Annotated in this window: 26 protein-coding genes and 1 pseudogene; 15 read left to right on the top strand and 12 right to left on the bottom strand. The window is 71.4% G+C overall.

The features are described from left to right. Nucleotides 1-3: 3 nt before the first annotated feature. On the top strand, nt 4-441 hold the full coding sequence (locus ACQPZW_RS16115; protein ID WP_433795685.1) for a tyrosinase family oxidase copper chaperone: 438 nt from the start codon (nt 4-6) through the stop codon (nt 439-441). 3 nt (nt 442-444) lie between these two features. Here the strand turns inward: ACQPZW_RS16115 and murJ are convergent, their stop codons facing one another. Next, nucleotides 445-2,001: a murein biosynthesis integral membrane protein MurJ gene (gene murJ / locus ACQPZW_RS16110; RefSeq protein WP_433797553.1), complete on the bottom strand. Its 1,557-nt coding sequence runs from the start codon at nt 1,999-2,001 to the stop codon at nt 445-447. Between the two features lie 88 nt (nt 2,002-2,089). After that, on the bottom strand, nt 2,090-3,007 hold the full coding sequence (locus ACQPZW_RS16105; protein WP_433795684.1) for a hypothetical protein: 918 nt from the start codon (nt 3,005-3,007) through the stop codon (nt 2,090-2,092). 318 nt (nt 3,008-3,325) lie between these two features. On the opposite strand from ACQPZW_RS16105, the gene ACQPZW_RS16100 reads away from it, so the two are divergent. From ACQPZW_RS16100 to ACQPZW_RS16090, 3 genes are read left to right on the top strand one after another with little or no spacing between them, the layout of a single operon-like run. Beyond that, nucleotides 3,326-4,165 carry a hypothetical protein gene (locus ACQPZW_RS16100; RefSeq protein WP_433795683.1) on the top strand — a complete coding sequence of 280 codons (840 nt, stop codon included), beginning with the start codon at nt 3,326-3,328 and terminating at the stop codon, nt 4,163-4,165. Further along, a complete protein-coding gene (locus ACQPZW_RS16095; RefSeq protein ID WP_433795682.1) occupies nt 4,162-5,040 on the top strand; it encodes a hypothetical protein in 879 nt (292 codons plus the stop codon). The genes ACQPZW_RS16100 and ACQPZW_RS16095 overlap by 4 nt, the downstream gene beginning before the upstream one ends. Further along, nucleotides 5,037-7,439, top strand: coding sequence for a M48 family metalloprotease (locus ACQPZW_RS16090; RefSeq protein WP_433795681.1), 2,403 nt, complete (start codon nt 5,037-5,039; stop codon nt 7,437-7,439). The genes ACQPZW_RS16095 and ACQPZW_RS16090 overlap by 4 nt, the downstream gene beginning before the upstream one ends. Before the next feature lie 245 nt (nt 7,440-7,684). Here ACQPZW_RS16090 and ACQPZW_RS16085 read toward each other — a convergent pair whose 3' ends face one another. Next, nucleotides 7,685-8,149: a hypothetical protein gene (locus ACQPZW_RS16085; protein ID WP_433795680.1), complete on the bottom strand. Its 465-nt coding sequence runs from the start codon at nt 8,147-8,149 to the stop codon at nt 7,685-7,687. Nucleotides 8,150-8,429: 280 nt separating this feature from the next. On the opposite strand from ACQPZW_RS16085, the gene ACQPZW_RS16080 reads away from it, so the two are divergent. The 3 genes from ACQPZW_RS16080 to ACQPZW_RS16070 all read left to right on the top strand — a co-directional run bounded on the left by ACQPZW_RS16080 (nt 8,430) and on the right by ACQPZW_RS16070 (nt 12,047). Further along, entirely contained in the window at nt 8,430-9,932 is a 1,503-nt protein-coding gene (locus ACQPZW_RS16080) for a DUF1996 domain-containing protein (RefSeq protein ID WP_433795679.1), read from the top strand. 39 nt (nt 9,933-9,971) lie between these two features. Further along, complete coding sequence (locus ACQPZW_RS16075) at nt 9,972-10,505, top strand: DUF305 domain-containing protein (protein WP_433795678.1); 534 nt, start codon at nt 9,972-9,974, stop codon at nt 10,503-10,505. A 99-nt stretch (nt 10,506-10,604) separates the two neighbouring features. Beyond that, nucleotides 10,605-12,047 (top strand): diguanylate cyclase domain-containing protein, encoded by a 1,443-nt coding sequence (locus ACQPZW_RS16070; RefSeq protein WP_433795677.1) that lies wholly within the window; start codon nt 10,605-10,607, stop codon nt 12,045-12,047. Here the strand turns inward: ACQPZW_RS16070 and ACQPZW_RS16065 are convergent. Then, nucleotides 12,020-14,308, bottom strand: coding sequence for a putative bifunctional diguanylate cyclase/phosphodiesterase (locus tag ACQPZW_RS16065; protein WP_433795676.1), 2,289 nt, complete (start codon nt 14,306-14,308; stop codon nt 12,020-12,022). The genes ACQPZW_RS16070 and ACQPZW_RS16065 overlap by 28 nt on opposite strands. Before the next feature lie 125 nt (nt 14,309-14,433). On the opposite strand from ACQPZW_RS16065, the gene ACQPZW_RS16060 reads away from it, so the two are divergent. Together ACQPZW_RS16060 and ACQPZW_RS16055 are read left to right on the top strand one after the other, a co-directional pair. Next, on the top strand, nt 14,434-14,949 hold the full coding sequence (locus ACQPZW_RS16060; RefSeq protein ID WP_433795675.1) for a peptidase M23: 516 nt from the start codon (nt 14,434-14,436) through the stop codon (nt 14,947-14,949). A gap of 34 nt (nt 14,950-14,983) precedes the next feature. Next, nucleotides 14,984-15,970 (top strand): phosphatidylinositol-specific phospholipase C, encoded by a 987-nt coding sequence (locus tag ACQPZW_RS16055; RefSeq protein ID WP_433795674.1) that lies wholly within the window; start codon nt 14,984-14,986, stop codon nt 15,968-15,970. Between the two features lie 7 nt (nt 15,971-15,977). Here the strand turns inward: ACQPZW_RS16055 and ACQPZW_RS16050 are convergent, their stop codons facing one another. Further along, nucleotides 15,978-16,454 (bottom strand): roadblock/LC7 domain-containing protein, encoded by a 477-nt coding sequence (locus ACQPZW_RS16050; RefSeq protein ID WP_433795673.1) that lies wholly within the window; start codon nt 16,452-16,454, stop codon nt 15,978-15,980. After that, nucleotides 16,451-16,825 carry a hypothetical protein gene (locus ACQPZW_RS16045; protein ID WP_433795672.1) on the bottom strand — a complete coding sequence of 125 codons (375 nt, stop codon included), beginning with the start codon at nt 16,823-16,825 and terminating at the stop codon, nt 16,451-16,453. The genes ACQPZW_RS16050 and ACQPZW_RS16045 overlap by 4 nt, the downstream gene beginning before the upstream one ends. 318 nt (nt 16,826-17,143) lie before the next feature. On the opposite strand from ACQPZW_RS16045, the gene ACQPZW_RS16040 reads away from it, so the two are divergent. Together ACQPZW_RS16040 and ACQPZW_RS16035 are read left to right on the top strand one after the other, a co-directional pair. After that, nucleotides 17,144-17,650 carry a GAF domain-containing protein gene (locus tag ACQPZW_RS16040; protein WP_433795671.1) on the top strand — a complete coding sequence of 169 codons (507 nt, stop codon included), beginning with the start codon at nt 17,144-17,146 and terminating at the stop codon, nt 17,648-17,650. Then, nucleotides 17,637-18,770: an aromatic ring-hydroxylating oxygenase subunit alpha gene (locus ACQPZW_RS16035; protein ID WP_433795670.1), complete on the top strand. Its 1,134-nt coding sequence runs from the start codon at nt 17,637-17,639 to the stop codon at nt 18,768-18,770. The genes ACQPZW_RS16040 and ACQPZW_RS16035 overlap by 14 nt, the downstream gene beginning before the upstream one ends. A gap of 42 nt (nt 18,771-18,812) precedes the next feature. Here ACQPZW_RS16035 and ACQPZW_RS16030 read toward each other — a convergent pair whose 3' ends face one another. Continuing rightward, nucleotides 18,813-20,411 (bottom strand): lysyl oxidase family protein, encoded by a 1,599-nt coding sequence (locus tag ACQPZW_RS16030; protein WP_433795669.1) that lies wholly within the window; start codon nt 20,409-20,411, stop codon nt 18,813-18,815. 163 nt (nt 20,412-20,574) lie between these two features. Here ACQPZW_RS16030 and ACQPZW_RS16025 point away from each other — a divergent pair, with 163 nt between their 5' ends. Then, a complete protein-coding gene (locus ACQPZW_RS16025) occupies nt 20,575-21,693 on the top strand; it encodes a GH12 family glycosyl hydrolase domain-containing protein (protein ID WP_433795668.1) in 1,119 nt (372 codons plus the stop codon). Between the two features lie 58 nt (nt 21,694-21,751). Continuing rightward, nucleotides 21,752-22,132, top strand: a complete 381-nt coding sequence (locus ACQPZW_RS16020; RefSeq protein ID WP_433795667.1) for a DUF2750 domain-containing protein — start codon at nt 21,752-21,754, stop codon at nt 22,130-22,132. Nucleotide 22,133: 1 nt separating this feature from the next. Here the strand turns inward: ACQPZW_RS16020 and ACQPZW_RS16015 are convergent, their stop codons facing one another. From ACQPZW_RS16015 to ACQPZW_RS15995, 5 genes and pseudogenes are all read right to left on the bottom strand, one after another. Continuing rightward, nucleotides 22,134-22,532, bottom strand: a complete 399-nt coding sequence (locus ACQPZW_RS16015; protein WP_433795666.1) for a hypothetical protein — start codon at nt 22,530-22,532, stop codon at nt 22,134-22,136. Nucleotides 22,533-22,618: 86 nt separating this feature from the next. Further along, on the bottom strand, nt 22,619-23,431 hold the full coding sequence (locus tag ACQPZW_RS16010) for a hypothetical protein (protein ID WP_433795665.1): 813 nt from the start codon (nt 23,429-23,431) through the stop codon (nt 22,619-22,621). A 19-nt stretch (nt 23,432-23,450) separates the two neighbouring features. Continuing rightward, nucleotides 23,451-23,693 (bottom strand): L,D-transpeptidase, encoded by a 243-nt coding sequence (locus ACQPZW_RS16005; RefSeq protein WP_433797552.1) that lies wholly within the window; start codon nt 23,691-23,693, stop codon nt 23,451-23,453. A 368-nt stretch (nt 23,694-24,061) separates the two neighbouring features. Beyond that, nucleotides 24,062-24,517 (bottom strand): annotated as a pseudogene (locus tag ACQPZW_RS16000) (Ig-like domain-containing protein); the annotation flags it as partial. Between the two features lie 320 nt (nt 24,518-24,837). Next, nucleotides 24,838-25,137, bottom strand: coding sequence for an antibiotic biosynthesis monooxygenase family protein (locus tag ACQPZW_RS15995; protein ID WP_433795664.1), 300 nt, complete (start codon nt 25,135-25,137; stop codon nt 24,838-24,840). 162 nt (nt 25,138-25,299) lie between these two features. Between ACQPZW_RS15995 and ACQPZW_RS15990 the strand changes: the two genes are divergently transcribed. After that, nucleotides 25,300-25,749, top strand: coding sequence for an N-acetyltransferase family protein (locus ACQPZW_RS15990; protein WP_433795663.1), 450 nt, complete (start codon nt 25,300-25,302; stop codon nt 25,747-25,749). Between the two features lie 195 nt (nt 25,750-25,944). Then, complete coding sequence (locus ACQPZW_RS15985; protein WP_433795662.1) at nt 25,945-26,715, top strand: hypothetical protein; 771 nt, start codon at nt 25,945-25,947, stop codon at nt 26,713-26,715. Nucleotides 26,716-26,781 lie beyond the last annotated feature (66 nt).

Raw genomic sequence — 26,781 nt, 5'->3', positions numbered from 1 at the left:
GCTGTGTGGGGAGTCACGCTGCTTGCCGCGGCGGTCGCGACGGCCACCACCGCCGGCACGGTCTACGCGGCGGCCGAGCCGGACGTGGACCCGGTTCCGCTGCCCTCGGCGTCAGCACCGGTGCGGGCGGTCGAGCCGGCCGTCGCCAAACCCGGGTTCTTCGAGACCTACCGCGGGCACCACATCATGGGCTGGGGCGAGAACGAGAAGGCCTGCGCCTACATCGACGGGGTGCAGCTCGTGCTCTACCCGACCGGGGACGGCAAGTACAGCAGCAACCTACAGGGCTTCACCCAGGCGCCCAGCGTGCGGGCGATCACGAAGGCGTCCGTGAAGACGCTCGGCAAGCTGAGGATGACCACGCCGACGGACGGGCCCGCCCACTGCCCGGCGTTCACCGTCCGCGAGCCCGCCAAGGCCACCCCGTCGGCGGCGAAATAGGCTTCACCAGGTGCGGATGCCGGGCAGCGCCAGGTTCAGCAGGTGCCGCAGCTCGGCCAGGCGCATCAGCCGGCCCGCCGCGAGATATCCGGCGCCGCCCGCGAGCACCGCGCCGGCCACCGTGAGCAGCGCGCCGGTCCAGGTGGCGGGGTCGACGGCCCAGACGACGAGGCCGGCGCATCCCGCGCCGGCCACCGTCGCCGTCAGAACCCGCACATGGGTACGCACCAGGCGCCGCCCGTCCAGGTGGCCGAGTCGCCGGCGCAGCACCAGGGCGGTCACGTTCAGCCCCACGGTGTAGGCCAGCGCGTACGCCACCGGGATGCCGATCACGATGTCCTCCCCCGGCAGCAGCAGTCCCGCGGCGGCGCAACCGGCCACCCCGACCACCGCGACCAGGGCCGTGATCAGCGCGGACGTCCTGGTGTCCTGCAGCGCGTACAACCCCCGCTGCAGGATCATGTAGCTGGTGAACGGCACCAGCGTCAGCCCGAACCCGGCGAGCACCAGGCCGAGCACCCGGACGGTCGCCGGGCTGCTGTTGCCGTGCGCGAACAGCACGGTCGCGATGTGCGGGCCGAGCAGCAGGAACGCGGCCGCGATCGGGGCCATCACGACCAGGGCGGTGCGGACCGCCCGGGACAGCCCGGTCGTCACCCGCTGACGTTCACCGCGGGCGGCGTACTGACTCAGGCGCGGCAGGATCGCGGTCATCACCGACACGGCGATCACCGCATACGGTACGAGGTAGACGGCGCTCGCGTTCTGGTAGGCGGTGACCCCGCCCGGCCCCGCCCACGACGCGGCCCGGGTCGCCGCCGCGGTGAGCGCCTGCGAGGCGAGCACGGCGAGCAGCACCCACACGCCGAGCTTCCCGATCCGCCGGATGCCGATCCCCCGCGGGTCGAGCCGCAGCCGCACCGGGAACCCGCTGCGCGCCAGCGCCCACAGCACCAGGATCGTCTGGGCGACCACCCCGGCGGTCGTGCCGATCCCGAGCAGCAGCAGATGCCCGGTGCTCAGTCCGGTCCCGGCGACGGCGCTTCCGGCGACCGACAGGTAGGTCACGCCCACCGCGATCACGATCACGCTGTTGCAGAGCGGCGCCCACGCCCCGGCCGCGAACCGTCCCCGGATGTTGAGGATGGCCCCGGTGGTGGCGCTGAGCCCGTAGAACAGGATCTGGGGCAGGAAGAACCGGCTGAAAACGATCGCCAGCTCACGCTGCTCGGTGGTGAAGCCGGGCGCGTACAGGTCGATCAGCCACGGCGCGGCGGCGATCGCGACGACCGTGACGGTGCTCAGCACGTACACGATCAGCGACAGCAGCCGCTGCGCGTAGAGCACCCCGCCGTCCGGCTCGGTCAGCGACGCCCGGGTCAGCAGCGGCACCACGATGCTGGCCATGGTGCCGCCGACGACCAGCTCGTAGACGGCGTTCGGCAGCGTGTTCGCCACGTTGTAGGTGTCGAGCAGCCGGGTGCCGAGCCCGAGTGCGGCGGCGAGCACCAGGATCCGCAGGAACCCGGCGACCCGCGACGCGAGCGTGGCCACCGCCATCCGCCGGCCGGCCCGCCCGATCGATGATCCCTCAGTCACGTGACCTGCATACCGTCCCGGCGCCACCGGCTCACGCCGGATCCCCCACTCAGGCGAACTTTCCCTCGGCCACGTTCGGGTCCGGCGGCAGGCCGTCGAACGGGTCGGCGCCGCGCGGGCCGGACGTGCTGGGCACGAAGGTGAACTGCACCATGCCGCGGGTGGTGCCCTCCGGAGGGATGCCGGCCCGGTGCAGGCATCGCGTCGTGTTGCAGAACGCGCTGTGGCCGGCCGGCACGTCGAAGTAGTGGGCGCTGCTCGGATCGTCCATCAGCCGCCTGGCCGGGCCGACGGCGTGGCCGTTGTCGATGAAGCCGGTGCGCATGATGCGGCGGGTGTTCGGCACGTCGTGGAAGCGGAACGCGCCGGTCTCCGGGGTGACACCGTCGCTGATCTGCACGAACAGTTTCAGCGTCGTGATCGGGTGCTGGTCGCAGTGCCACTGGTTGCCGTAGTGGTGGTAACGCTGCTCGGCCTCCGGGATGTGCGCGATCCGCCACATCCGCACGTGCTGGATCTGCCACGAGCCGGCGTAGAAGGCGTCCAGGACGTCCAGCGCGGCCGGGGTCAGCAGACCGCTGATCGCCGGGACGTGCGACAACGGGTCCTTGACGTAGCGCACCACGTGCCGGATCCGGCGGCCCATGTCGACGGTGGCGGCCGGGTCGTCGATCACCTCGGCGTAACCGGCCCGGACGGCGGCGAGGACGTCGGGGGCGGCCGGGGTGCCCAGGAGCGCGTAGCCCAGGGAGTCGATCTGGTCGGCCAGCCGCTGTGCCCCGGCGTCGACCGCCTCCGGCTGCCGGCTGCGCAGGTCTCGCAGGGTGCGCTGCTGACCGCGGTTGTTGCTGCCCCACGCGTCGTTGCCGTAGACCATCCGGGCGGGGAGCGCCCTCATGGTCTGCCGGGCATACACGACACGGCTCCGGATCGCCACCACTGCCCAGTCCTCCCTGGTCTGGATCAAAGGAGAGTGACCATAACCCCTCTCGGTGGATCACGAAAGTCCGGGAGCGGGAGCGCCGCGCGGGGGCGCAGAGCGCCGCGGCGGCGGGCCGGACGCGGCAGGTGTACGGCGGTGAACAGCGTCCTCCACCAGAGCATCCGCGGATCCTGGTCTCGCCTCCCGAACCGGATGATCGACTGATCTCGCCGTCCATTGCGGACATCGGCGGTGGATGATCGTCGCGAGCCGTCATCCCATCGGTGGACGGCGTTGCCTGTGCATTCCTGGAAGGCTTCGGCGGCATCGCGAATCATGACCGTCGCCGACGAAGGAACGCCGATGATCGCAACAATCGCTCGTTTCACCGGACTGCTCACGGTCTCGTGTCTTGCCGCATTCTCCCTGCCCGCAGCAGCTTTCGCGGCCGATGACGACCCGGCGCCGCTGAGCCTCGACAAGCGGTTCACGGCCGCAACCGGAAAAGCGGCCACGGACCAGCCGGCATCCATTCGCGGCTGCGCCGGATTCCCCGAAGGAGGGAAAGCCGGAAGCGACGGCTGGGAGTTCGACCAGCCCGTCGAGGGCGGGACACCGCTGGCGTACGTGATGGGTTTCATCGAGACGGTGAACGGGGCGCCGAAGCCCGCGCTGATCGGGGTGATCGCCGGCCGGCTGTACGAGGTCGACGTCAACGAGCGGACCATGGCGGGACAGTTCAGCCAGGAGGACCTCCTGTCGCCGCGCGCGGGCGTGACCGGTGGCCTGACCGGCGGCGGGCTGCGGCTGGCCACCCCGCGGGGCTGGCGGCTCGCCTCCGGGGCGCTGCTGGTCACCGGCGGCGCCGCCGGGGCCGCGACGGTCTTCTCGCTGACCGCGGTCTGTCTGCCGCCCTCCGCGTCACCGTCGCCGTCGGCCTCACGGTCGGCCTCGCCGTCGATCTCGCCGTCGATCTCGCCATCAGTCTCGCCGTCGGTCTCGCCGTCGGTGTCCCGCTCCGCGGCCTCCTCGCCCAGCGCCACGGCCTCGCCGGGCAACTCCCCGACCGCCACCGCCACACTGCCGATCACCGGTGGGCGGGCGGGCACGTTCGCCCTGCTCGGACTCGCTGCGGTCGCGGCCGGACTGCTGCTGCTCGTCACACTCCGGTGGCGGCGCGACCGAGTCCGGTTCACGGCGTGAGGCCGGGTGTCGTCCGGCTCGTCGCCGTGGGAGCCGTCCTGGCCGGCGCGGTCTCCGGATGCGTGACCCGGACCCCGGCGGAGACGTCGGCGAGCCCGGCGGCTCTGCCGTCGTTGGCGGACAGTCTGCCGGCCGTACCGTCCGGTCCCGTCTCGCCGGCGGAGTCGACTCCGACCCCACCGGCCCGGCCGGGAATGGCGACCGGGCCGGGCGCCGAGCCCGCAACCGCACCGGGGACGGGCACCGGGACCCGGCCGGGACCGACGGGGGTCACGAACGGGCCGCCGAAGGGGAATCCTCCGCAGAGCAGAGGCACCGCCTCCGGACCGCACGAGCCGACCGGCGCCGAGCTGCGGAAGGCTCTGCTCGGGCCGGGCGACCTGTCCGGATTCCAGGTGGACGGCGGGGCCGGGGACGATGCGGGCGGGGGCGGCTGCGCGGCGCTGGACACCGACTTCTCCAGCGGCGCGAGCGCCAGGGCGGAGGTGCTGCTGTTCCAGTCGGCGGCCGACGACTCGTCCTACATCCGTGAGCGGGTGCGTCATCTCGGCGAGTCCCGTGCCCGCGCCGCGATCGACCGGGTCCAGGGCGCGCCCGGCAGCTGCGGGCGGTACACCACCACCGTGGACCAGCTCGGCGCGGTCACGGTGACCGTCGACCGGCTGGGCGTGGGACGGATCGGCGACGAGGCGACCGCGCTGCGCATCACCATGCGGCCCAAGATCGCCTCGGTGGTGGCGGTCGAGAACCTGGTTCTGGTACGCCGCGGCGGCACCCTGATCATCCTGACCCACACGAGCCTTTCCGGCATCGACGACGACCTCACCGTCCGGGCCGCCGTCAAAGCCTTCACGAAGACCACCTCGGTGTGGTGACCGCGCCCCCGGCCGACCTGCGCCGGGCGGCCGGTGACCCGTCGGTGCTGCCGGCGACGCTGTCGGCCCGGTTCCTGATCCTGTTCGTGCTGATCCTGGCCACGACGGCGTCGATCTGGGGCTATCTCGGGGTGCGGATCGGCCGCCCCGGCGAGACGAGGGTCGCCGACTGTCTCGCCGGGACCGGACTGGCCGACCTTCCGGCGTATCAGCCGGGCGGCCCGCCGGGCCTGATCGGTGACACGGTTCCGGTCATCGCCTGCGTGGCGCCCGACATGGGGCTGATCGTGTGGTCGTCGCTGGCCGGGCCGGTGGCACTGGTGGCCGGTGCCCTCGCCGGCTACGCCCTGGCCACCCCACGGCGGCTGCGACGGCGCAAGGGGCGCCTCCAGCCGCTCGACCGATACGATCCGGCGGCCGCCGCCGAGGTGACCGGGCTGATCGCGGGGTACGACCTGCGCCGTCGACCGGTCCTCGTGGTCGCGCCGGCCGGCCGTGACTCGTTCGTCTTCGGCACCGGCCGGCGACCGTACCTGTGCCTGGCCGGTGAGACGGTCCGGACACGGCGCCGGGACCCGCTGCGGTTCACCGGCGTCGTCCTGCACGAGCTGGCGCACCTGAAGAACCGGGACACCGGCCCGACGTTGCTGCTCAGCACCGCCTGGCGATCGTTCCTGGCACTGGCCGTGACGCCGTACCTGGCCCTGCTCGCCGCCGACGTGACCGGCCTGGCGCCCCGGGCGGTCCGCTTCCGGCACGACGATCTGCACACCGTGCTGGCGATCGCCGCCCTGCTGGCCCTGGTGACGCTGACCCGCCTCGCGGTGTTGCGCGACCGGGAGCTGACCGCCGACGCGACCGCGGGCCGGCACCCCCGGGGCGAGGCCACCACCTCCTACCTGACGGCGCTGCCCCACCACCGTCCGCGGGCCGGCCGGCCCGTCGTGTTGAGCACCCACCCGCCGATCACGCTGCGACTGCGGGTGGCCGCCGAGCCGTGGACGCTGCCGCCACTGTCGGCGGCGCAGCTGTTCGGCGCCGGGGTCGGCCTGGCGGTGCTGTGCCAGGACGCCGGAACCCTGGCCTGGCAGGCGCTGATAGCGGCCGGCGTCGACCCGGTACCCGGCCCGCGGATGACGTTCCTGCTGCTCATGGTGGTGGCGCTGGCCACCGCCGCCCCGATCGGCGCCCTGGCCTGGCTGGTCGACGCGACGGCCTGGCAGCGGCGCCTCACGTCGGCCCGCCCACCGGTGGCGACGCTGAGCCTCGGCCTGGGAGCGGGAATGCTGGCCGGCGAGCCCGCCGCGGTGTCCGCGGCGAACGCCAGCCGCTGGGGCGTCTTCGACGGCGTCGGCGACGGGACGGCCGGACCCGCCGTGGTGTCCGCACTGGCGCTGATCGGCATCGTGGCGGCCCTGGCACGATGGTCATGGGACAACGCGGGCGCCTGGCTGCCGACGGTCCGCGGATCGCTGCGCCGGGCGTCGCGGCGCAGCGCGGTGATCGGCACGGTGGCGATCCTGCCCTGGTACGCGACCTGGTGGGCGATGCACGACACGCCGCTGCACGGCCGTCTCTACCTCTGGACGCCGGGGTTCGCCGAGGCGCTCAGCTACGGGTTCCTGCCGCTGCCGGGCGCGGAATGGCTGCAGATCACCTACATCCCGTGGGACATGCTCGGCTGGGCGCCCGGCGTCGCCGCGCTGACCGTGCTGCCGATTCTGGTGACGACGGCCGGCCTGCTGCGCTCGCGCGCCCCACGGGCCCCCGACTGGCTCCGCGGCGACGGCACCGGGACGGTGACACGGCCGCCGGATCATCGGCCGCCGCTGGGCCGGGCCGTGCTGATCGGTGCGGGCGGGGCCGTGGTGCTGCTGGTCGTGGGGACGGCGCTGGCCCTGGCGGCGCACGAGACGGTGTCCGGGGTCCATCGGCAGAACCGCGGGGCCCTGACCGATCTCCTGCACTACCTGCTGGCGACGGCGACTGTGCTGACCACCGTGACGGGCGCGCTCGCCGCCGCCGTGACGACCGCGGCGCACCGGGCCCGCAGCGTCGTGGCGGGGCTGGTGTCGGCGCTGGTCGTGGCCCTCGTGGGCGCCATGGCGTCGCCGGCACTGATCGGCGTGGCCGCGTGCGGCCTACCGGCCGGGCCGGGCTGCCTGAGCGACGATCCACTCAACGGCTATCTGATCCTGTTCGGCATGGCGGGCACGGCCCAGCCGGTGAAGGCGATCGTGGCAGGGATGCTCGTGGCGGGCCTGGTGGCCACCGCCGGGCGGCGGCCACCGACAGCCGAGCGGCCACCGGTGCGACGGGCGGCGACGATCCTCATCTCCTCCGGCGCCGCCGCGGCGGTCGCCGTGCTGGCCGCGGCGAGCTGGCTCAACCTCGAGTGACCGACCCGTCCCGCACGCCGCCCCTCACCACGCCGCCCGACCCTCACCACGCCACCAAGCCATCACGCCGCCCGACCCTCACCACGCTGCCCAACCTCACCACGCCGCCCGGCGGTTCACCACGCCGCCCGGCGGTCGCCATTCCGCCCAGCCATCACCACGCCGCCCGGCGGTCGCCATTCCGCCCGGGCGGCGGCGGTGAACCGCCCCGGTCGCCCGCGCGGGACGACCGGTCGGGAGCCGACTCAGTCTCCGGCGCGGGGCAGGCGGTCGCGTACCGCGGTGGCCAGGGCGGCGGCGGCCGCGGCGTCGAGCCCTCGGCCCTTGGCCACTCCGGTGACGGCCGCGGTGACCAGCTCGATCTGCTCGTCGGTGAAGGTGGGGACGTCGGTCCGGCCGGTGAGCTCGTCCCCGGCCTTGCGGCGGCGGTTCAGGAAGCCGCGGACCCCGTCGACGCCCTTCTTGATCGACTCTTCGAGGACCACGTCGAGCGCCGCCTGCGCCACGTACAGCGCGACGGCCGCGAGCCCGACGGCCACCTCGACGCCGCTGCCCAGCTCAGGCGCCTGCCGTCGATCCGCGAGGGCACCCCGCGGATCGGCGAAGTAGGCCTCGGCGTCGGCCTCCAGATAGGGCAGCATCTCCGGATCCACGGGCGCCACGATGGCGCGGGCGATGTCGACGGTGAACTCGCGGTCACTGGTCTGCACGATCGGCGCTCCCGAATGCTCGACGGCCTCTACCGGTCTCCCACCGTAGCCGCGGACCGCGACCCGATCACTCCCACGATGCACCGGACATCGACCCGGAACGAATTAATGGAGACTTAAGGAAGCGACACCGAAAAACTGTTATTGAAAGGCGTTACGACGGCCACCAGCACCGCCCTGACCAGGGGAAATGAATTCTTTCTTGACGTATTGAACCGCGTGTGAGAGGTCTGCATAATTCGTGCCGCACCCTTTCCCTGCCATTTTGTTGAGGATCGATATGGGTAAGGAATCCCAGCACGTAGCCCCACCGGACCCGAAGCGCCGCCGCCGCACCACCCGGGTCGTCCTGGGTGTGGCCGTCGTCGCGGCCCTCGGCGCGAGCGGCATCTACATCACCACCGCCGGCGCCGGCGAGGTGACCACCCCGGGCACGCTGCAGGCCGAGGCGTTCGCGGCGCAGTCCGGCGCGAAGACCGAGGGCACCTCGGACACCGGCGGCGGCAAGAACGTCGGCTGGCTGGCGAACGGCGACTGGCTCGAGTACCGCGACGTCGCCATCGGCAGCACCGCGCTCAGCGCCCGGATCGCCTCGAACAACAGCGAGGGCGGCTCGATCGAGGCGCGCCTGGGCAGCCGCGACGGCACTCTGCTGGCGACCTTCCCGGTGGCGTCGACCGGCGGCTGGCAGAAGTGGAAGACGGTCACCGCGAAGGCCGCCAAGGTGCCCGCCGGCAGGCAGACGCTGGTGCTGGTCATGAAAAGCGGGTCCCGTTCGGACTTCGTCAACATCAACCACTTCAACGTGGGTGCCGCCCCGGTGTCGGCGACCCCGGCGACCCCGGCGACCCCGGTTCCGTCCAGCGCCGCCCCGTCCGGTGCCGCTTCGTCCGTGCCCACCCCCTCCAGCGCCGCGCCCACCAACCCGTCCGCGAGCCCGGGTGGCTGGGTGCCCGTCGACGAGACGGCCTGGAAGCAGACCCTGGCGCTGCACAAGGCGGTCCAGCCGAAGGCGGTGCCGGCCGGGATCGTCCGGGTGCCGGAGTTCCACACCAACTGCACCGTCGCCAACGAGGCGCCGGACGACCCGATCGTCCTGCCGAACCTGCCGGGCGCGTCGCACCTGCACACGTTCTTCGGGCCGAAGGTGACCGCGAGCAGCACCCCGGAGCAGCTGCGCGGGCAGTCCACGACGTGTGACGCCGCGGGCGACAACAGCGCGTACTGGGCGCCGACGCTGCTGCAGGGCGGCAAGCCGGTGAAGATGAAGAACTTCCGGGCCTACTACGGCGCGAAGATCAAGGACCCGGCCACGGTCGTGCCGTTCCCGCCCGGCCTGGTCATGGTGCAGGGCGACGCCAAGCGTCAGGTGGCCACGCCGAAGGGCGCGAGCGGGCAGTTCTGGTGCGCGGGCAGCGCCGAGATCGGCCGCAGCGCCGACGGTAACTGGCCGAAGTGCGCGGCCGGCGGCAACCTGATCTACCAGCTCACCTATCAGGACTGCTGGGACGGCAAGCACATCGACTCGCCGGATCACAAGTCGCACATGGGCCCGTCGGTCAACGGCGTCTGCACCGGAAAGTACCCGGTGGCGATCCCGAACATCTCGATGATGCTCGGCTACGACTCGCTGGGCGGCGACGGCCTGGCCCTGTCGTCGGGGATGGCGTCGTCGATCCACGGCGACTTCATGAACGCGTGGGACCCGGCGAAGCTGGCCGCGCTGGTCAAGGTCTGCATCAACGCGGACGCCAAGTGCGGCACGACACCGTCGTTCGGCTGAGGCTGAGGCTGAGGCTGAGCTGAAGTGAGGGAGACGGCGATGCGGCGGGATCACCGGCGATGGAACATCGCGCTGGTAACCCTGCTGCTGGCCGGCTGCGGCGCGCCTGCTCCGGCGCCGCAGCCGGCACCGGGCCCGGCCAGCACCTTCGGGGGCACCGACCGGGCCTGGATCGAGATCACGCTGGCCATGCACGAGCAGGTCGTTCCCCTGCTCGACGCGGTGCCGGCACGCGCGGGCGCGGCGGCGACACGGGACCTCGCCGCACGCGTCCGCGTGTTCACCGAGGCCGAGCTGCCGCAGTTGCGCGCCCTGCACACGCTGGCCGGGCTGCCCCCGGAGAACCCGCACCTCGGCATGCCGATGCCCGGCATGGTGACCGGCACCGACCTGACGACGCTGACCGCGCTGACCGGTCCGGATTTCGACGCGGCCGCCACCGCGAAGATCGAGGAGACCGTCGAGCAGGCGGTCATGCTGGCCCGTAGCGAGCAGGAGAACGGCACCGACCCGCGGACCCGGGCCCTGGCCGCCGAGGTGCTCGCCGCCCGGTCCGCCGTCGGCTCCCGGTGACCCCGGCGCATCCCGAGGAGAACGCCACGCCGAATTCCTCATGACCGGCCCCGGCCGCCCGATGACACCGAGGACCGGTTCCAGGGGCGAAGGAGCGACGTGACGCAGGTGCCGCCCGCCCGGCCTTTCCTCGGCGCACGACCCGCGACCGACGCCGTGCCACCCGTGATCGGTGTGCCCGTCCTGTTCCTCGCGATCTTCGGGCTCGCGGTGTGGGGCCGCCGGCACGGCGCCGTCCTCGGCTCGCCGGTGCTGCTGGCGACGGTCGTCGTGCTGTTCGCCGCCAGCGGCAGCGAGTGGTACCAGCGTCTGCTCGGCGGCGGGCACCTGCACAACCGGGTGGTGCTGCGGCTCGTGCACGCCACCGTGCTGATCGGCCTCGTACTGCTCGCGGCGGGCTGGAGTTTCCTTGTGCCCGCCGCGGTCGTCCTCATCGGCGTCCTGCACATCGGATGGTCCGGGTCGCAGACGTGGAAACCGGCGACGGCGGTGACCGCGGCGGCGACGATCGCCATGGAGGTGGCCGTGCAGTTCGGCGCTCCGTCGGTGGTGGCGCCCGCCCACTCGCACCTCGCCGCCGTGATCAACCTGCTGCTGGCCGGATTCGGGCTGAGCAACCTGGGCCTCGCCGCCGCCCGCGCCGAGGAGGCCACCCTCACCCTGCAGCGCGCCGAGGAGCGCTTCCGGGCGTTGGTGCAGGACTCCTCGGACGTGGTGGCCGTCATCGGCGCCGATGGACGGATGACCCACGTCAGCGACGCGGTGTGCCATGTGAGCGGATGGGATCCGGCCGACCTGCGCGACACCGCCTACCTCGGCCTGTTCCACCCGGACGACCAGGCGGAGCTGGGCACGGCGCTGACCGAGGTGACCGGCGGCGGCGCCGACACGCAGGCCCGGCTGGAGCTGCGGGTCGCCCACCGCGACGGCACCTGGCACTGGCACGAGGTCACCCTGCGCAACGCGCTGGACCATCCGGCCGTCGGCGGGATCGTCTCCAACCAGCGTGACATCAGCGACCGGCGGGCCCAGCAGGACCGGCTCGCCCACGCCGCGGCCCACGATCCGCTGACCGGCCTGCCGAACCGGGCCGAGGTGCTCCGGGTGCTGGAGGCGGCGCTCGCCGGCGCGGACGGTGCGGAGTCGGTGGCGCTGTTCTTCATCGACCTGGACGGCTTCAAGGCGGTCAACGACGGCTACGGCCACGCCGCCGGGGACGCGCTGCTGGTCGCCGCGGCGCAACGGCTGCGGGCCGGGCTGCGCGCCGAGGACCTGCTGGGCCGGCTCGGCGGCGACGAGTTCGCGGCCGTGCTCACCGGCATCACCGACCCGGCGGACGTCCGGGACCGGGCCGGGCGGCTGATGGCGGACATGGACCTGCCGTTCGACCTGCCGGGGCACCGGGTGCGCATCGGCGCGAGCATCGGTGTCGCCTTCGGCGGGACGGGCACCGACGCCGACGATCTGGTGGCCGCCGCCGACACGAGGATGTACGAGGTCAAGGGTCGGGTGTTTCAGGCCGCGACCCGGCTGTCGCGGTGAGCCGGCCGGTAGGCGGTGATCGCATCGGCCGCCATCGGGCGGGCATAGTGGTAGCCCTGCGCATAGCGGTATCCGAGACGGTGCAGCTCAGCGGCCTGCTCGGCGGTCTCCACGCCCTCGGCGACCGCGCGCAGCCGCATCCCGTCGCAGATGGTGAGTAGCGCCGCCACGATGACGGCCGGCTCCCCGCCCTCGGTGACGTCGTCGACGAACGACTTGTCGACCTTGAGGATGTCGGCCGGGCAGGTACGCAGCAGCCCGAGTGACGAGTGACCGGTGCCGAAGTCGTCGAGGGCGATCTTCACGCCGAGCGCCGCGATGGCTTTGAGCTCGTCGAGCGCCGTGCCCCCGTCGAACACCGCCGTCTCGGTGACCTCGACGGTCAGCACGTGCGGCGCCAGCCCGGTACGCCGCAGCACCGCGTCCACCTCGCCGGCGAACCCCGCCTCGCGCAGCTGCCGGGCCGACACGTTGACGGTGACCGTCCGGGGCGCGGTGTCGCCCATCTCGTCGCGCCAGCGCACCGCCTGCCGGCACGCCTCCTCGAGGATCCAGGCGCCGAGCGGCACGATCAGCCCGGTCCGCTCGGCTGCCGGGATGAACAGGCCGGGCCCGATCAGGCCGCGCTCCGGGTGGATCCAGCGGACCAGCGCCTCCACGCCGAAGAGCTCGCCGCCGGGCAGCGCCACGATCGGCTGGTAGAGCAGGTGCAGCTGGTCGGTGTCGAGCGCGCCGCGCAGGTCGGCGGCGACCCGGGACTGCTCGGCCGTCCGGTGGTCCATCCGGTCGTCGAAGACTATGTGCCGGCCCTTGCCCTGGCCCTTCGCCTGGTACATCGCGACGTCGGCGCGGCGCAGCAGCTCGTCGGCGGTGTCGCCGGGCTGGGCGGGGGCGAGCCCGATGCTGGCCTCGACGATCAGCTCGTGCCCGCCGGCGCGGACCGGCTGCCGTAGGTCGTCGGCGATCGCGGCGACGATGGCAGCGTGGTCGCCGCGCAGCAGCAGCGCGTACTCGTCGCCGCCGAGCCGGGCCACCAGGCAGCCGGCCGGGAGCCGGGCGGTCACGCGGGCGCCGACGGCGGCGAGCAGTGCGTCGCCGACCGGATGCCCGAGGTCGTCGTTGATCTCCTTGAAGTCGTCGAGGTCGAGCAGCGCGACGGTCACGTCCGGGCAGCCGCCGGCCAGGGCCGAGGTGATCTCCCGGACCAGCACGGTGCGGTTGGCCAGGCCGGTGAGGCCGTCGTGCCCGGCCTGGTGGGCGAGCTGCCGCTGCCGGGCGTCGAGATCGTCGAGCAGCCGGGCGTTGTCGCGCAGCGCGATCACCTGCCGGGTCGCGACGAGCAGCGTGACCACGAACGAGCCGGCCGCGACCGCGAGCAGGTCCCGCACGCCGGCCGCGGCGCTGGTCAGCAGCAGCGCGCCGGTGGCCAGGACCGCGGTGTACGGCATGATGCTGGGCCGCCGGGACAGCGGCCGGGGCGTGGGGAAGCCGGCCCGGGAGGCCCGCAGCTGACGGTCCGCGGCCAGGCAGACCAGCAGTGACGTGGTGGGCAGCAGGACGTGGCCGGTGTTCAGGTAGGGCCGATCGGCCAGCAGCGGTGCCATCGCCCCGCCTCCGGCCCCGACCGCGCCGGTCATCGCCAGGATGTACAGGGCGCGGCGGTCGATCGGGCCGGTGCCGGTGAACGACACCTTGACGAAGGCCAGCATGCCGATGATCGCCGCGGTCGCGATGACCACGACCGAGGCGGTGCCGGCGGCGCCGCCGCCCGCGGTCCAGCTCTCCCAGCGTGGCAGCACCAGGTGCCAGCTGAAGGTGGTCACGGTGACGACCATGGTGGCGACGTCCAGGCCGAAGCGGGTCCACTCGATCCGGGAGCGCTTCGCCCCGGGGATGCGCAGCAGCCCGAACAGCATCATCATCAGGCCGGTGACGTAGAGCGTCGCGGTGGCGGTGCCGATGTGCTGGCCGGTCTGCTCCCCGCTGAAAAAGTCACGGGCGGCGGCGATGGAGGCGAGCCCCATGCCGACCATGCCGGCCGACACGTACCGCCAGAAGGTGCGGCCCTCCGCGCCGGCTCGCCAGCCGGCGTGGATCGCGATCGGGACCGCGAGCAGGAGCAGTCCCCACCCGGCAGCGGGCGGAGTGTGCCGGAACAGGCCGATCGCGAACCAGACCCACGCGAGCGCGGCCACGCCGATCGACGCGGTGAGTGTGCGGGTGGGCCTCCACCTCGGCACCACCGTCTCGGTGCTCTCCACAGGAACTTAATCGGCCGAACGGCCGATGCCGTGAGGATTCACACGACGAAGATTGATCGATAGCCTCCGCTGGTCCCCCTCCCCCCCCCCCCCCCCCCCCCCCCCCCGGAAAGGTGCCTCCCTCTGTGCGCGCGTTGTTCGTGACCGCCGTCGCCGTTCTCGCAGCCTTCCTGATCAGTCCGCTGGTCCGCGCCGACGCCGGGTGCGCCGGCGTGCCCGCTCCCGCGAAGTCCCCGGCGGGACGGTGGAGCGACGAGCAGATGGCCAACGCGCGCCTCATCGTCACCATCGGCGCCGAGCGGCGGGTGCCGGAGAAGGGACTGGTGATCGCGGTGGCCACCGCTCTGCAGGAGTCGCGGCTGCGCAACCTGCGCGGCGGCGACCGGGACTCGATCGGGCTGTTCCAGCAGCGTCCCAGCCAGGGGTGGGGCACGCCGAAACAGCTCGGCGACCCGGCGTACCAGACCGGGAAGTTCTACGACAAGCTGCTCACCGTCGACGGCTGGCAGGAGATGCGGCTCACCGAGGCCGCCCAGGCCGTGCAGATCTCGGCCTTCCCAGAGGCCTACCAGAAGCACACCGACGCGGCCACCCAGCTCGTCGGCGCCCTGCACGGAGGCACGGATCAGGGCTGCGACTAGCCTTTATAAGGATCAGTCGATATCTTCTCGTCGCATGAAGCGCCTTCTCGCCGTCGCGGCCGTCGCCGCCGCGCTGCTCCTCGTGCCCCAGCCGGCCCAGGCGGCCGACACCTCGTACCGGACGCTGAGCAGCGCGCGCAACCCGGACTGGATGGCCCGGATCCCGGACGGCCGCAGCCTGGCCGCACTGTCGATCCCGGGCACCCACGAGACCATGTCGATCCACGGCGGCGACTACACGCAGACGCAGGAGGGCTTCGGCGACAGCGGGGGCACGCTCACCGCGCAGCTCGACGCCGGCATCCGGGCGATCGACGTGCGGGCGCGGATCAACGACGGCAACACCTTCACCATCCACCACGGGGCCGTCTACCAGGTGGCGAACTTCGACGACGTGCTGAACAGGCTGTCGGCGTTCCTCGGCGCCCATCCGGGCGAGACGGTCCTGCTCCGCTTCAAGCACGAGTGCACCGGCGAGACCGGCTCCTGCGCCGACGCGACCGGGCAGAAGAGCTTCACCGACATCTTCGACTCGTACGTGGCCGCGCGCCCCGGCCTGTTCTGGGCGCCGTCGGTGACCCGCTCGTCCGCCGCCGCGGTGCCCACCCTCGGGGCGGTCCGCGGCAGGGTGGTGCTGGCGGTGCTGAACGGCCCGCGCGGCGGCCGGTTCGCCGACTACGGGCTCGCCCAGTTCTCCGGGTGGGCCGACGGTTCGTCCACCTACGTCCAGGACCAGTACAGTGTGCCGACGTTCGCTCAGATCGCCGACAAGCGCACGGCCGTGAACAACTTCCTCACCACCACGAGCACCGGCGACCCGAGCAAGATCTACATCAACTTCACCAGCGGGTCGGGAGCGCTCGCCCCGCCCTACTGGGTGGCCGGCGGGGCGGTGTTCCAGCAGGGCGTCAACCCCTACCTGCTGGGCCGGCTCAACTCCGGGACGTTCACGCGTACCGGGGTGCTGATGCTCGACTTCCCCGGCGGCGGGCTGATCAACAAGATCATTTCCTACAACTGAGTACGGTCTACAGCTGAGTCAGGTCGAGCATCTGCGCCAGGCGGCCCAGCACCGGCCGGGCCTCCAGGTGCAGCCGGGCGATGTTGATCATGCCGTCGCCGACCACGGCCAGCAGCGCCAGGTCACCGATCCCGTAGACCGCGAGGCAGCCCTCCCGGTTGCGGATCGTCACCTCCTGGAACTGCCCCTGACCCAGGGCGCTCCCGCAGGTGCGGCTGATGCCGTGAGCGGCCGCGGCCATCGCGGCGACGTCGTGCGGCGGATCGCCCGGCGACCGGCTGTCGTGCAGGATCAGCAGGCCGTCGACACCGGCGATGAGGCAGTCGGTGACCCCGACGACCTGGTGCCGCAGCCCGGCCAACTCCAGCCGCAGCGGCCGCCGCGGGTCGGTCAGCGGATCGAACCGGGCGGACCGCCCGCCCTGCTGGGGGGCGGCGTTGCGCGGGGCGAGCCGGCTCGGCAGACCGCCATGAGGGCCAGTCATACGTCGAGTTCCGACTCGATCTTGCGCAGTTGATGCCGGGCCAGGCCCAGGTTGGCCCGGCTCTTGTGCAGGGCCAGGTAGAGGAAGAGCGCGTCACCGCCGTGCCGGGAGCGGAGCAGCCGGATCAGGTGGTACTGCGAGTCAAGGGTGATCAGGATGTCCTCGATGCCGTCCTGCAGGCCGAGCAACTCCAGGGCCCGCATCTTCGCGCGGACCACGTCGGTGTTGGCGGCCGCGGCGACGGTCATGTCCATGACGCCGTCGCCACCCAGGTAGCCGAGAGTGAGCCCGCTGGTGTAATCGACGAGCGCGACGCCCACGGCGCCCTCGAGAGTCATGGCCTCTTTCAGAGCGGTCTCGATGTTCGCCACGAATCCTCCACATTTCCCGATCGGCGGTGTGTCGCTCTCACCGCGTCTCAACGCCCGCGAGACATCGGTGAGAGCCACACGAGGGGGCAACCCTGGCACAGGAAAGTTGCTCCGGGGAACAACTGCCCCCGAAGCCCGACTTAAGATCGTTTCACCGACTCCGTTCGGCCGTCGCCCTCCGCCCTACGGACCGAATCGGGCTCGATCGTCGGGCCAGCCCCGGCGCATCCGGGCACGCACCGGGAATAACGGACGCGCCGTCACTCTCCGGAGTGGCGCCGCTGCGGCAATCCGGCATGCGCCTCTACTGTGGTTGCTGTGCTCTCCAAGGACGACATGCTGCGGGACGTGGTGGCCGCGCTCGGCCGGGCGCCGGGACTGACGGCCGTCCAGCAGCTGGTGCGTACCAGCGCGCGGGTCCTGGCCGACGCGCACGGCGCCACCGTCGTCCTGCGTGAGGGTGACCGCTGCTTCTACGCCGACGAGGACGCGATCAGCCCGCTGTGGAAGGGCCAGCGCTTCCCCATCACCGAGTGCATCAGCGGCTGGGCGATACTGTCCCGCCTGCCCGCCGTGGTTCCGGACGTCCGCGTCGACGAGCGCATTCCGCAGGACGCCTACCGTCCCACGTTCGTCCGCTCGCTGGCGATGATCCCGGTGCGGGCCGCCGATCCGCTCGGCGCGGTCGGGGTCTACTGGTCGACCGCGCGGCGGGCCACCGACGAGGAGCTCGCCCGGCTGTCCACTCTGGCCGAGGCGACCGGCGCGGCGCTGGAGCGGCTGCTGCCGCCGGCCGCCACAATACCGAGTCATGGCGGTCGATAGGCAGGACGTCAAGGACATCGGTTCGGGGTACGATCCGGACCCGGCCCGGTCGATGTCGTTGCGGGCGGCGGCGTACACCGACCCGCAGTGGGTCGACGTGGATCAGCGGGCCATCCTCGCCCGCACGTGGCAGTGGATCTGTCACATGGAGAGACTCCGGGCTCCCGGCGGCTATGTGACGGCGACGGTCGCGGGGTCACCGATCATGGTCGTGCGTGACCGGTCGGGCGAGCTGCGGGCCTTCTACAACGTCTGCAAGCACCGGGCGCACGAGCTGCTGTCCGGCTCGGGCACCACGGGCACCATCGTGTGTCCGTACCATGCCTGGGTCTATGACCTGGACGGCTCGCTGCGCCGGGCCCGCCAGACCGACCGCATGCCCGGTTTTGATCGCGCCGAGATCTGCCTCGACCGGATCGCGGTGGAGGAGTTCGGCGGTTTCGTCTACGTCAACCTCGACGGGTCGGCCGCCCCGCTGGCGCAGCAGGCGCCGGACCTGCTCGCCGAGATCGAGCGGTGGGCGCCGGACGTCGGCCGGTTGACGTTCGCCAAGCGGCTGACCTACGACGTGAAGTCGAACTGGAAGAACGTCATCGACAACTTCCTGGAGTGCTACCACTGCCACATCGCGCACCGGGAGTTCGTGGCGCTCGTCGACATGGACACCTACGAGGTGCGCACACACGGCATCTGGTCCAGCCATTTCGCCGAGGTGGGCACGAGCGAGAACCCGGCGTACGACGTCTCCGGCGCCTCAGTCACGCAGCACGCGGTGTGGTGGCTCTGGCCGAACACGTGCCTGCTGCGCTATCCCGGCCGCGGCAACTTCATGGTCTTCCAGGTGATCCCGGACGGGCCGGACCGCACGCTCGAGACCTGGGACTTCTTCTTCGAGACGGCGGAGTTGGAGGACGCCGAGGTGGAGGCGGTGCGCTACATCGACGAGGTGCTGCAGCAGCAGGACATCGCGATCGTGGAGAGTGTCCAGCGGGGCATGGCCACGCCCGCTTTTGATCAGGGTCGGATCGTGTACGACCCGGAGCGCGCCGGGCTGTCCGAGCACGGTGTGCACCACTTCCACGGCCTGGTCCTGAAGGCCTACGAGGAGTTCGTCCGCTGAGGGGCCGCCCCCGGGGTGCACGGGGGCGGCCACCCATGACTGTCAGCCCTCGATGCCGTGCACCGGGGGTACGGTCAGCGTGCGCGCCCCGGGCGTACCGCCGAGGATGATCTCGCGCAGCGCCGAGTTGTTGGTGGTGCTCAATTCGGCGAGCTTGTTGTCCGGGTTGGCCAGCACCTGGATGTGGTAGGTGCCGTTCGGCAGATCGGTGATCTCGAACGACTGGCCGGGACGGCTCTGGCTGTAGGTGTCGCCGTTGCCGATGTCGAGGACCTCACGCACCGCGACGACCGTGTCGGCGCCGCACGAGGTCTCCAGCGAGGTGTTCTCCGGCCGCCACTTCGCACCCGTGATCGTGTAGTCGACCGCGTCGGTGTTGGCCAGGCAGAACGCCTCCTTGCCACTGCGCACGGCCAGCTTCTGGTCGGAGGAGAGCAGGTTGTACTGGGCGAAGTCGGTGAAGTGCCAGTGCTTGTGGCCCTCCCGCGGGTCCCACTCCATGGTGCCCGCCTCCTTCGAGCCGACCTGGTTGCCCTTGGCGTCGAAGAAGTACTGGTAGGCGTCCATCAGCTCGGTGCCGGAACGACGGAAGCCGTCGACGAGCAGGGGCGAGGTGCCGGCGTTCCAGACGGTGGCGCCGAAGTTGACGTACGACTTGCCGTCCTCTTCGGACAGCTCGATCCCCCAGGCCGGCAGCGACTTGAGGTCCGGCTTCGGGCCGCTGCCGGGCGCGGCCTTCAGTGTGGCGGGTCGCTTGGCGGGCGCCCGGAACTCGGGCAGGTACGACGACACCTGGCGGGTCGCGTCGCCCTGACCGGTGTGCAGGGAGTGCTCGTCGGCGGGCGCGGCCAGGCCCGGGTCCGCGGCGACGTCCGCCTTCTTCGCCCGGGCCAGGCCACCCTTGCCCTCGTCGGACGCGTCGACGACGGTGACGCCGACGCTGACCGTCGCGGATTTCGCCGGGATGCCGAACAGCTTCTGGTACGCCGGGTCGACCGTGGCCGTGGCGGTGTACCTGCCCACCGGCAGGTCGAAGTCGTCGTCACCGCGGCGGTCGCTGAACGGCCGGTCCGGCACCGCCGCGTTCCAGCCGGCCTGCACGCCCCAGACCGCGCCGAGGGTGAACGGGTTGTAGCCACCGCAGTTGGTCGGGTACGGGCTGGTCGCCGGGGCGTCCGGCCGGGTGCGTGCCGAGCCCCAGGTGTTGCCGCAGAACGCCGTCGTGTACTCGGTGACCGGCTTGCCGGCCTCGTCCACGATGGTGATCTTCGTGAAGTCCTTGAGGCCGTTGAAGTCGGACACGGTGCCGGCCGGCAGGGCGACCTTCTTCTTCTTGCCGTTCTGGACCACCACCTGCTCGGCCACGATGGGCTTGTCGTAGCCGGTGCGCCTGGCCCAGATCTCGAACGGGTCCTTGCCGGCGATCACGTGCAGGCCGAGGTCGAACGAGAGCCACACTTCGCCGTCGGACTCGTAGCGCTCCGCGGTGACCGCCGAGGTGGCGGCCACGAAGGAGAGCGCCGGCGGGGTGGCCGCGGCCTGCGCCACTCCCACCCCGGCCGCGGTGAGCGCCAGCGCGCCCGTCACGGCGCCCGCGGTCAGCAGGCGGGATCGACCACGACGGTTCATCGGTTCAGTCATGAGGTCCTTTCGGTCTGGCGGCCGGCGGTGCTCCGGCCACGGCCGAACCATCCAAATCGGACAGCTATGGGTTTCCTGTGAAATAGACACCCGTTGGCACGAAACGGGGATGGACGTACGCTTCTGGGAGCGCTCCCACATATCCCCCCGATAGGAGCTTCTCGTGATCCGTCCCCTCCGTTCCCTACTCGCGGTCGGCCTGCTGGCCGTCTCGGGCATCACCGCACTCGCCCTGGCCGGCCCGGCGCAGGCCGACACCCAGATCTGCGAGCAGTACGGCTCCACCACGATCGGCGGCCGCTACGTCGTGATGAACAACCGCTGGGGCACCTCGGCCCAGCAGTGCATCAACGTCACGAGCACCGGCTTCTCGATCACCAGCCAGCAGGGCACCGGCAACACCAGCGGCGCTCCGGTGTCGTACCCGGCCGTCTACTTCGGATGCCACTACACCCGGTGCTCCCCCGGCACCAACCTGCCGATCCAGGTCGGCTCGATCAGCAGCGCCACGAGCAGCGTCGGGTTCCAGTACGTCTCCGGCGCCACCTACGACGCGGCGTACGACATCTGGCTCGACCCGTCGCCCCGGACCGACGGCGTCAACGCGCAGGAGATCATGATCTGGTTCAACCGGCAGGGCTCGATCCAGCCGATCGGCTCGGTGGTCGGCAACGCCACCATCGGCGGGCGGACCTGGCAGGTGTGGCAGGGCAGCAACGGGTCCAACGCCGTGGTCTCCTACGTCGCGCCCTCGGCGATTTCCAGCTGGAGCTTCAGCATCCTGGACTTCATCAACGACACCAAGACGCGTACGTCGGTGAACAACTCCTGGTATCTGACGAGCGTGCAGGCCGGTTTCGAGCCGTGGATCGGCGGCGCGGGCCTGGCCGTGACGAGCTTCTCCGCAGCGGTGAACGGAGGCGGTGGACCCTCGTCCCCGTCCCCGTCGACGCCCTCGGGGAACGCGGCCTGCCGGGTCACGTACGCCACGAACGTCTGGAACAACGGCTACACCGCGACCGTGACGGTGGCCAACACCGGCAACAGCGTGATCAACGGCTGGGCGCTCAACTTCACTCTGCCGTCCGGCCAGTCGATCACCGGCTCGTGGAACGCGGCACTGAGCGGCACGTCCGGCGCGATCACGGCGCGTAACAGCGCCCACAACGGGAGCATCCCGGCCGGAGGGAACACGTCGTTCGGGTTCCAGGGCACCTACAGCGGCTCGTTCGCCAGCCCTGGCACGTTCGCCCTGAACGGAACCGCCTGCACACGGGCCTGACAACGGTGAAGCCGGGCGGCTCGACGCGGGCCGTCCGGCGGCCGATACCATCGTCGCCATGGCATCGGATGACATCTCACGCCGTGACGCGGAGCAACTGCTCGGGCTGGACCCGGAGGCCCGGGTGGCGCGCACTCTCGAGGCCATCGCCGATCGGGGCGCCCTGTGGGTCTGGGGCGACGAGGGCGACATCCTGTTCACCGAGGACGGCCGTCGCCGTAATCTGCTGCCGATCTGGCCCTACGCCACGGTCGCCCGCCTGGAGAACGAGGGCGACGTCGACGGCGAGCACGCCATCCGGATCCCGCTGAAGGTCTTCCTCGCCGAGTGGCTGCCGCAGCTCGAGGAGGACGACGCCGACATCGCGATCTTCCCGGTGGAGGAGCGGAACGCGGCGGTTCTCACACTCGCCGAGTTCCGCTCCCGCCTCAACGCCTAGATCAGGTCAGCAGCGTCACCGAGTAGTCGAGCGTGGTGCCGCTCGCGGTGTAGGTTGCGGTCTGCCCGTTCGCGCAGTAGGAGACGAAGACGTTGCCGGCGACGTCGTCACCGGCCTGGGCGTGCACCAGCGGCCGCACGTCGATGCCCTCGGCGAACGGCGTGGACGCCAGGTCGACGACCCGCCACTGGTTGATCGGGTAGTCGTCGGTGGGCGCGGAGAGCTGGCCGTCCCGGGTGGTGATCTGGAAGTTGATCACGAAGCCGCCGTTGTTGACCACGGCCACCTTCTGGACGCACGGCACGGCCTGGGCGGCCGCGGGGGACGCGGTCAGCCCGACCACGCCCGCTCCGGCGGCGAGGGTCATGGCGACGACGGTCGGCACTCTCTTGCGGATCACGCTGAACTCCTTCGGTCAGTGGAAAGCGTCAGCGCAGGCAATATCCTGATAGATCCGCAGCAAACGAGCGACGTATTTCACCATATTTATATTCGCTGAGGCTTTTGATACCTCCAGAAAGGTTTGACCGCAGCCCGCGACCACTGCCACGACGCCGCCACCACGATCCAGCCCTGCGCGAGCACGGCCTCCCCGCGCGCCTCCGGCGAACGCGGCAACAGACTCAGAGCGAAGATCACCGGGAGTACGGCCGCCGCGAACCAGGCCAGCGCGGGCTTGCGCCACCACACCCCGACGAACAGTGGGATCGACACGCACGAGAACAGGAACTCGAACGTCGACCAACCGACCTGGTCGGCGGACCTGTGGTCACCACTGCCGACGCCCACCGCGATCTGCGACGACACGAGCACCACGAGCGTCGCCACCAGCACCTTGACCTGCAGGATCCGCCGCCGGCCGACCGCGCTCATCCGGTCGCGCCCCTTGCCGGTCCGGGCAGCCCGGCGCCGGAACAGCTCGTCACCCGCGGCGACGGTGCCCACGAAGATCTGCGCGTAGACGAAGGCGACGACCGGAACCACCCAGGAGAACTCACCCGGGAACCGTGCGGCCTGCGGGGCGACCAGTCCGGCGAGCACCACCGGCAGTGCCACACCCACCGGCCAGACCGGCCACCGCAGCCGGGTCACACCCCGCGCCACGACGATCGCCAGCAGCGCGGCCGGTGGAACGGCCAGCACGGCACCGGCCCTCGGACTGTCGTCGAGCAGTGCCACACCGACCACGGCCGCGGTCGCCAGCGCCCACGACACGGCGCCGATCACGAACAGGGTCGCGGGCCACCGGCGGCGGGCGCTCTCCAGCGCACGGTCGACCGCGTCGAAGAGGACGTCCACCGCTCAGTGCACCGCCGGGTCAGTCACCGTACCTGTCGAAGGGGATCGTCCAGTCGCCGATGCCGTTCCAGACCTCGAGGTCGCGGGGGCTGTTCTTGACGTCGACGATGTCGCCGAGCATGAAGTTCTCATACACCCACTTGGCGTCGGCGGTGCTGAGGTTGATGCAGCCGTGCGACAGGTTGGCCCGGCCCAGCGAGCCGTTCCACGGGGCGGCGTGCAGGAACTCGCCCCCGTAACTGATCCGGGCGCAGTACTCGATGTCCTTGGGGCGTAGAAGTTCGGGTCGTTCTCGTCGGTGACGCCATAGCTCGCCGAGCTCATGGAGTGCATCCGCTCCTTGGTCAGCACGACGTGCGGGCCGCCCGCGGTCCAGTAGTTGATCTTCTGACCGTTCGCCCCGGTGGTCCAGCCGCCCTTGCCCAGGCTGCTCTTCATGGTGCGGACCAGCTTGCCGTCGATGTAGACCTTCGTCATGTGGGTCCGGTTGTCGCTGATCGCGATCAGCTCACGCCCGATCTTGAAGCTGGTCGACGTGTTCTTCGCCCCGTAGACCGTCTTGCCCAGCTTGACGCCGAACGCCTTCACCGCGACCTTGATCGTCGTGCCGGCCGCCCAGTACTTCTTCGGCCGCCAGTGCACGGTCTTGTCGTCGCGCCAGTGGAACTTGCCCTCCACGGCCGGCGACGTCTCGATCTCGATCGCCTTCTCGGCCGCGGCCTTGTTGACGGCCCGGCTGAACGCCACGATCACCGGCTGGCCCACACCGTACGACTTGCCGGCCTTGAGGCTGGTCATCGCGTTGGCCTGGAATGTCACCTTCGCGACGTTGGCCGGCTTGACCGTGGTGAAGGTGGAGCTGTGCTCGCTGTCCACACCCTTGCTGTCGGCGGCCGTCGCGACCACCGTGTAGCTCTTGCCGTACGCCAACTCGTCGTCGGACTGCCAGGTCCCGTCGGACTGGATCGCCCCTTTGACCTTCGTCTTGCCGGCCGTGACGGTGACCGACTTGAGGGTGCCCTCCTCGGCCTTAACCACGATCGGCTTCGCCGGTGACACGTCCTTGGCGCCACTGGCCGGCGTCATGGCGAGCCGGACCGGCGCGGCCGGCTGCTCGGTGTTGGCCACCGGCTCGACCCAGGCCGTGGTGCCGTCGCCACTCTTGCTGCCGGAGGTGGTGCATCCGGCGGCGGTGGCGACAGCCGCCACGCCCAGTGTGCCGATGATGACCTTACGTCGCTGAATCATGGCTCTCACAATCGAGGGGTCCCGGGTGTCGTCATCCATGGCTGTACGCCATGGATGACGGGGCTACGACTCGAAACGTTGCCTGCGAAGTCGATCAAAATTTCGAGGGCCATCATCGTGACAGATCTGGATCCCGCGCGATATCCCGGATCCGTGCCTCAGCTGCCCGGAATGGGCGGCGCCACCCCCTCCTCAGCACTCACGAGCTCGGCGATGGCCGCGAAGAAAGCAGCGATACCGGGGATATCGGCACCTTTCGCCCGGGAGGCCGCGAAGTCCTCGGGAGTGCTCCAGGTCACGATGTCCAGCCACTGATCATCGGGGAGCCGCACGAGGCGGGCGTCCAGGAACCCCTCCCGATCGGCGAGGAAGTCGGCCAGCATCGCCGGGCGGGCCCGCAGGAGGTCGCCGACACGGTCCGGCTCGACACGGAAACGGGTCAACTCAACTGTCGTCATGCGGCCAAGATAGTCACTTTTTATTACTATCACAATAGGTGACTATCACGGGTCGTCCCGCCGGCCGGTACGGCCGGGCCCACGACCGACGACCCCGAGTGGGCGCGTGCAGGATGAGCCCGCACGGACCACGAGCCTGTACACGACGAGAGGAACAGCGACATGATCACGGTCAGCCGGGCCGGCGCCGCGGACCTGCCCGAGGCGGCCGCCCTGTTCCACGGATACCTCGACTTCTATCAGCGGCCCGCGCCGGAGGAGCAGGTCCTGGCGTTCCTGCGCGAGCGCCACGAACGCGGCGAGTCGGTGCTGCTGCTGGCCCGCACCGCCGAGGGCACGCCGGCCGGCTTCGTCAACATCTACCCGACGTTCTCGTCACTCTCGATGGCTCCGGTGTGGACGCTCAACGACCTGTTCGTCGCCGTGACGGCCCGCCGCACCGGCGCCGGCCGCGCTCTGGTCCGCGCCTGCGCCGCCGAGGCCCGGGCCGCCGGCGCCGTCGGTGTCCAGTTGCAGACCGCGCCGGACAACCACACCGCGCAGGCCCTCTACCGCTCCGAGGGCTTCGAGCCGGACACCTTCGCCGCCTACTACCTGCCCCTCACCGACTGACCTCACGCCACTCCCGCATCTCTCCACCGCTTGTCTCCACTCCGCCGGCCCCTCGCGGGTCCCCTCCGCCCGCCTCCACCCCGGCCGGGCTCCACAACGCCGGCGTCCGCTCCGCGCGTTTCCGCCCCCACGAGCGCGCGATAACGCATTGATGCTTTACGATTCCGGGAGCGCTCCCAAATCGAGGAGGCAAAGGTGCGCAACCTCATCGCCGCGGTCGTCACGGCCGCGATGCTCGGCGCCGCGACAGGCAGTGTCCCAGCCGGGGCGGCGGACGCCCACCGCGGGTCCTGCGGTCGTGGCCTGCTCTTCTGTGAGGACTTCGACCGGCGGCCGCTCGGCGGGCCGGCCACGGTCGACTGGGGCGTCGACACCCGCAACGGCACCCTCACCGTCGAGCGCGCCCGCCACGGCCGGGCGCTGCACGTGCACACGGTCGACAACGGGCGCGCCTTCCTGCGGGTCGACGACCTGAAGGTTCCGGGCGACCGGTTGTACGGGCGGATGCGGCTGCGCGTCGACGCCTTCCCGACCGCCCCCGACTGGGCCCACTTCACGCTCGTGGAGGCCACCGGCACCGGCAGCACCGAGGTCGTGCGGCCGGTCGGCGGCCAGTACGCGCCGACGGTCCCCGGCGTCTTCTGGGGCGTCGGCGCCGACGGCGGACCGACCGGCGACTGGACGAACTGGCGCGAGTCCGCCCCGGTCCGCGAGGACACCTGGCAGTGCTTCGAGTGGGTGCTCGACCGCTCCGGCAACCGCGTCGCCGTGTGGATCGACGGGGTCGCCAACCCGGAGCTGACCGCCTCCACCACCGACCACGGCGGCAATGCCGTGCCGTTCGTCCTGCCGGCGGTGTCCACCGTCAAGATCGGCTGGCAGCTCTACCAGGGCGGCACCACCCCGGGCACGTTCGACCTCTGGATCGACGACGTCGCCCTCTCCACAAGCCGCCTGGGCTGCTAGGGACCTTCGGTCTGCCGCGGCGACAGCATGGCGTGAGTGGCGGCGGGTGTGGGCGCGGGCACGGGC

The sequence above is a fragment of the Actinoplanes sp. CA-252034 genome (genome assembly GCF_050956125.1).
In the GTDB taxonomy this organism is placed as follows: domain Bacteria; phylum Actinomycetota; class Actinomycetes; order Mycobacteriales; family Micromonosporaceae; genus Actinoplanes.
Note: the sequence above shows the minus strand (reverse complement) of the source record. Positions and strands in the feature narration are given on the sequence as shown.

Excerpts from the sequence above, each read along its gene's own strand:
- murJ (WP_433797553.1), bottom strand. The coding sequence starts at position 2,001 with ATGGCGGTGGCCACGCTCGCGTCGCGGGTCGCCGGGTTCCTGCGGATC.
- ACQPZW_RS16100 (WP_433795683.1), top strand. The coding sequence starts at position 3,326 with ATGATCGCAACAATCGCTCGTTTCACCGGACTGCTCACGGTCTCGTGT.
- ACQPZW_RS16080 (WP_433795679.1), top strand. The coding sequence starts at position 8,430 with ATGGGTAAGGAATCCCAGCACGTAGCCCCACCGGACCCGAAGCGCCGC.
- ACQPZW_RS16075 (WP_433795678.1), top strand. The coding sequence starts at position 9,972 with ATGCGGCGGGATCACCGGCGATGGAACATCGCGCTGGTAACCCTGCTG.
- ACQPZW_RS16055 (WP_433795674.1), top strand. The coding sequence starts at position 14,984 with ATGAAGCGCCTTCTCGCCGTCGCGGCCGTCGCCGCCGCGCTGCTCCTC.
- ACQPZW_RS16050 (WP_433795673.1), bottom strand. The coding sequence starts at position 16,454 with ATGACTGGCCCTCATGGCGGTCTGCCGAGCCGGCTCGCCCCGCGCAAC.
- ACQPZW_RS16035 (WP_433795670.1), top strand. The coding sequence starts at position 17,637 with ATGGCGGTCGATAGGCAGGACGTCAAGGACATCGGTTCGGGGTACGAT.
- ACQPZW_RS16030 (WP_433795669.1), bottom strand. The coding sequence starts at position 20,411 with ATGACTGAACCGATGAACCGTCGTGGTCGATCCCGCCTGCTGACCGCG.
- ACQPZW_RS16020 (WP_433795667.1), top strand. The coding sequence starts at position 21,752 with ATGGCATCGGATGACATCTCACGCCGTGACGCGGAGCAACTGCTCGGG.
- ACQPZW_RS15995 (WP_433795664.1), bottom strand. The coding sequence starts at position 25,137 with ATGACGACAGTTGAGTTGACCCGTTTCCGTGTCGAGCCGGACCGTGTC.
- ACQPZW_RS15990 (WP_433795663.1), top strand. The coding sequence starts at position 25,300 with ATGATCACGGTCAGCCGGGCCGGCGCCGCGGACCTGCCCGAGGCGGCC.